Source organism: Massilia sp. P2_C2 (genome assembly GCF_056404615.1).
The window spans coordinates 1-5,354 of record NZ_JBFUDR010000366.1; the positions used below are offsets into that span (position 1 = coordinate 1).

Genomic DNA, 5,354 nt, shown 5'->3' on the forward strand with positions numbered 1-5,354 from the left:
GGCCTGGACGGCCGGCGCGGCCTGGGCCGGTTCTGCGGTTTCCTGCGCATAGGCTTGCTGGATGAGGCCGGCGAGCACGCTCAGGCCAAGCACGACTTGCCGGCGCTGCCGACGCCGCTGTACGGACTTCTCGATCATTACTGTCTCCTGTTTTTTTGCCTGGACGTGCCGATGGGCCGTCTTTATCGTTGGGCAAAATCAGTGTAGGAGGACAATGTTAACGGTGTCAATTGACCAAACATAAATGTTATGCGCAAACATACGCGCAAACTGCGCATTTATAAGGCGTTTACCATTTAACTGCCTTACAGTATTTTGTTGAATCTCATTTCTCAACACCAAAAAATGGTAGCGCATAGCAAATCGAATTCTGTTGTAGATGTCTGACATCTTACGATTAATTCTCCTGAACCCATACTTTCGGCCATTTTTCCGTCATTCAAGCGTGTGACAATTCAAACTGTCAGCGTTTTTTGCGAAAAGCCGCCTAATTTTTAGGCGGACATCTGATGTCTATGAAAGTCGCGCTCAATGTCACAAAGTGATCAATTAGACATCAAAAATGCGACTGGAACGCGCAACGACGCGGCAAACGGCCGCTCCCCGCTCAGCGCCGCACGACGATGGGTTTCAGGCCAAGACCGGCCGGCAACGCGCGCGCCGCTGCCTGCGCGAGCGCGCGGGTTTCATACGGGCCGCTGTACAGCCGGTTGACGGTGCCCGAGCGCACGACCTCGATCGCAAGGTCGACGCCGGACTGCCTGATCTTCTCACCCATTTCCTCGGCCTTGCCCGCGCGTCCGTAGGCGCCCAGCTGCAGGTAGAAGCCCGGCTTGAGGTCAGCCAGGTCGACCGGGGTTGCGGGCGGCTGCGTGGGCGTCTGTGTGCGCGCGACGGCGGCGCTGTCCATGTCGACGCGGTCTTCCAGCATGAGGGCCGAGATGGCCGGCGACGGCAGGGCCTGTGCCTCGGAGGCTGCCACGCGCCGCGCGGAAGCGAGCTGGATTTCGTCGCCCGGGAACAGGCGGTCGATCCGGACTTCATGGCTGCCCTTGCCCAGCAGGCCCAGTTTCAATGCGGCCGTGTACGACACGTCGATGACGCGATCGGAATGGAACGGCCCGCGGTCGTTGATGCGCACGACGACCGATTTGCCGCTCTCCAGGCTCGTGATGCGCGCGTACGAGGGAATCGGCAGCGTGGGATGCGCGGCCGTCATCTTGTACATGTCGTAAGGCTCGCCGGACGACGTGCGCTGGCCGTGGAACTTCACGCCATACCAGCTGGCGATGCCGCGCTGCGTGAACGGTTCGTTGTTGATGAGGGGGGTGTACGTCTGGCCGAACACGGCGTACGGCTTGTTGGCGAACTTGGCGTAGGGTTCGTACTTGACGACGGCGTCGGGGGTGTTCATCAGGCCCGGCGGCGGATTGGCGCCGGGGCCGTCGTCCTGGTAGTAGCCGCCGCGGCCGGAGCCGGCCGGTGGGAGGTTCGGAAGCGCGGGGTCCACGCGAGTGACCTTGTGCTTCCAGGGCAGCGGGATCAGGCTTTTGTGTTCGCCGTTCTGGTCCGTGGTACTGCACCCCGCCATCATTGCCAATACTGCAATGACCGCTGGGAGTAACCTCGGAACGGCCATTGCGTTCTCTTGCATATCAGGTCTGCACCAGTTTGCGGTGTCTTTGAATACTCATCAATATACCACTGCAGAGGCCCAAAGTAATCAGCGCGGTACCGCCGTAGCTCATGAAGGGAAGCGGAACTCCGACCACGGGCAGGATGCCGCTGACCATGCCCATGTTAATGAAAGCATAAGTAAAAAACATCATCGCGATCGCCCCCGCCAGCAGGCGGGTGAACAGGTTCGGCGCATTGGCCGCGATCATCATCGCGCGTCCGATCAGCAGCAGGTACAGGAACAGCAGCACGAGATTGCCGATCAGACCAAACTCTTCGGAATACACCGAGAAGATGAAGTCCGTGGTGCGCTCGGGGATGAATTCGAGATATGCCTGCGTACCCTTCATATAGCCCTTCCCGGACACGCCGCCCGAACCGATCGCGATCGTCGACTGGATGATGTGGAAGCCCTTGCCGAGCGGGTCGGACGTGGGATCGATCAAGGTCATCACGCGTTCGCGCTGGTAGTCGTGCATCATCGACCACGCGACGGGAAGTGCCGCGCAGCCGGCCAGGAACAGTGCACCGAGCGCCCGCCACGACAGTCCGGCCAGGAAGATCACGAAGAAGCCGGAACCGCCCACCAGCAGCGCCGTGCCAAGGTCGGGTTGCCTGGCGATGAGGCCGAACGGAATCGCGAGCAGCAAGGCCGCCACGATGAAGGACTTCCATTGCAGGATACCGGCCCGCGTCTGGAAATACCACGCCAGCATCAGCGGCGTGGCGATCTTCATGATCTCGGATGGCTGGATGTCCACGCCCACGTGCAGCCAGCGCCGCGCGCCCTTCTTGATGGTGCCCGCGGCGGCCACCGCGAGCAGCAGCGCGACGCCGAACGTATAGATCGGCACGGCCAGGCGCAGCAGCGTCTGCGGCGGTACGACGGCGGCCACCCACATGAACACGAAGGCGGCCATGATGTTGCGGATCTGGCCTTCCAGGCGGCCCGGGAAATCGTGACCGGCCGAGGACAGCGTGACGAGGCCCGTGCACAGCAGCAGGAACAGGATCAGCGTCAGCGCCGGATCGAATACGGTGAAGTAGGGTTTGAGGCGCCGGCTGAGCGAGCGGCGTTCGGGGAAATGCGCCATGGTTCAGTCCTTGTTGCCGGGCGTTTCGCCGCCCGGCCTGAAGTCGGCGCCGGCCGTAGGCGCCACCTGGTCTTCGTCGGCCGGTTCCGGATCGGCGGGCTTCGGCGCCGGCCTGTCGGCGTCGCCCGGGCGCTTGCCGAGCAGGTAGTAATCGAGCGCCTTGCGCGCGATCGGTGCCGCCACAGCCGCACCGAAGCCGGCGTTTTCCACCACCAGCGCGAGCGCGATGCGCGGATGGTCGGCCGGGGCGAACGCGATGAACAGCGCATTGTCGCGCAGGCGTTCCGGCGTCGCGGCGGCGTTGTATTTCTGGCCCTTCAGGCCCACCACCTGCGCCGTACCCGTCTTGCCGGCCACCGTGTACTGCACGTTGCGGAACGGGATGAACGCGGTGCCGCTCTGGTCCGCCGTCACGCCGACCATCGCGCGCTTGACGACGTCGATATTCTGCTGCTTCAGGGCGATGCGGCCGGATTCCTTCGGCACCGTCGGCGTGCGCGCGTGATTGCCGCCATCCTCGAGCAGCTTGACGAGGTGCGGCTTCATGAGCACGCCGTCGTTGGCGAGCGTCGCCACCGCGTGCGCCATCTGCAGCGGCGTGTAGCTGTTGAAGCCGTTGCCGATCGAGATCGAGATCGTGTCCCCGCCGACCCACTTCTGCGCCGCGCGGTTGCGCTTGAAGCGCTCGCGCTTCCATTGCTGCGACGGCAGAATGCCCGTCTTCTCGTGCTCGAGGTCGATACCCGTCTTTTCGCCGAAACCGAACGGCTGCATGAAGTCGTGGATGCGGTCGATGCCCATCTCGTTGCCGAGCTGGTAATAGTAGGTGTCGCAGGACATCGCGATCGAGCGGTACATGTCGATGAAGCCGTGGCCGCCCTTCTTGTCGTCGTTGAAACGGTGGCCGCCCAGCATGAAGAAGCCCGGGTCGCTGATGCCGTATTCAGGCCGGCGCAGCCCGTATTCGAGCGCCGCCAGCGCCATGTACGGCTTGAACGTCGACCCCGGCGGATATGTGCCGGACAGCGGTCGGTTCATCAGCGGCTTGTCGAGCGACGTGTTCAACTCCGACCAGCTCTGCGAATCGATGCCGTCGACGAACAGGTTCGGATCGAAGCCGGGCCGCGACACATAGGCGAGCACGTCGCCCGTCGACGGTTCGATGGCGACCAGCGCGCCGCGGTAATTGCCGAACGCCTCTTCGATGACCTTCTGCAGCTCGATGTCGATCGACAGGATCAGATTGCTGCCCGGCACCGGCGGCGTGCGCGACAGCGTGCGGATCGCGCGGCCGCCGGCCGAGCGCTCGACTTCCTCGTAGCCCGTCTGGCCGTGCAGCTGGGCCTCGTAGCTCTTTTCCAGGCCTTCCTTGCCGATGTGGTCCGTGCCGTTGTAGTTGGCGGCATCGTCGCTGGCCTCGATGGCCTTGGCCTCGTTCTGGTTGATGCGGCCGATATAGCCGAGCACATGCGACGCCACCTCGCCCAGCGGATACTGACGGAACAGGCGCGCCTGCACTTCCACGCCGGGGAAGCGGAAATGCTGGGCGCTGAAGCGTGCCACCTCGTCGTCGGTCAGGCGCGTGCGGATCGGGACGCTGGAAAAATTCTTCGACTCTTCCAGCAGGCGCTTGAAGCGTTTCCTGTCCTTCGGCTCGATCGTGACGAGTTTCGACAACTCGTCGATCACGGAATCGAGGTTGGCCTCCAGCTTGGACGGCGTGATCTCGAGCGTGTAGGCGGAATAGTTGCTCGCCAGGACGACGCCGTTGCGGTCCACGATCAGGCCGCGGTTCGGGACGATGGGCACGAGCGCGATGCGGTTGTCCTCGGCCTGCGCCATGTACTGGCTGTGCTTGACGACCTGCAGCCAGACGAAGCGTGCGACCAGCAGGCCGAAGCAGATGAAGACGAACAGCACCATCGCCGTCAGGCGCATGCGGAACAGGTGGATCTCGCGATCGCTGTCTTTGATCTCGGTCATTCGGCTAACGTTACGAGAAGGGTCTTCAGATCGGACGCGTATGGTCCTTGTCGACCGCGCGGCGTTGCGGCGCCAGCAGCAGCCACGTGATCACCGGCCACAACGCCACGGCGATCACGCTCTCGATGAACACGAGCGCGCCGGGGAAGCGGCCCGTCACGAAGAAGCGCACCATCACCTGGATCGCCTGCGTCAGCAGCAGCAGCGGGAACACGTGCATCGCCTGCGTGACGAGCGGGAACCACAGCACGCGGCGATGGATCATGATCGCCAGGTAAGACAGCAGCGTGTACGCGAGGGCGTTCTCGCCAAGCAACGTGGCGTCGTGCACGTCCATCAACAGGCCCATGCAGAACGCGATGCCGATACCGACCTTGCGCGGCTGGTGGATGCCCCAGAACACGAGCACGAGCGCGACGAAGTCCGGCGCGCCCACCCAGCGTCCCCAGGGCAGCAGGTTGAGCATGAAGGCGCAGACCAGGCTGAAGGCGATGAACAGCGGGCTGGCCGGCAGCAGGATGTAGTGCGGGCGGTTCGTCGTCGGCATCAGGCGCCCTCCTTCGGCCGGGGTGCCGCGTTGGCCGCGGCCGGTGCTGCCGG

Annotated in this window: 4 protein-coding genes; all 4 read right to left on the minus strand. The window is 63.5% G+C overall.

Annotated elements, in window-relative coordinates:
* Window positions 1-607: 607 nt before the first annotated feature.
* The 4 genes from AC1DYX_RS27150 to mreD all read right to left on the minus strand — a co-directional run bounded on the left by AC1DYX_RS27150 (window position 608) and on the right by mreD (window position 5,301).
* Window positions 608-1,510, minus strand: a complete 903-nt coding sequence (locus AC1DYX_RS27150; protein ID WP_477264681.1) for a septal ring lytic transglycosylase RlpA family protein — start codon at window positions 1,508-1,510, stop codon at window positions 608-610.
* Window positions 1,511-1,655: 145 nt separating this feature from the next.
* Complete coding sequence (gene rodA, locus AC1DYX_RS27155) at window positions 1,656-2,771, minus strand: rod shape-determining protein RodA (protein WP_477264683.1); 1,116 nt, start codon at window positions 2,769-2,771, stop codon at window positions 1,656-1,658.
* Window positions 2,772-2,774: 3 nt separating this feature from the next.
* Entirely contained in the window at window positions 2,775-4,754 is a 1,980-nt protein-coding gene (mrdA, locus tag AC1DYX_RS27160) for a penicillin-binding protein 2 (RefSeq protein WP_477264685.1), read from the minus strand.
* 25 nt (window positions 4,755-4,779) lie between these two features.
* Entirely contained in the window at window positions 4,780-5,301 is a 522-nt protein-coding gene (gene mreD, locus AC1DYX_RS27165; protein WP_477264687.1) for a rod shape-determining protein MreD, read from the minus strand.
* Window positions 5,302-5,354: the final 53 nt, after the last annotated feature.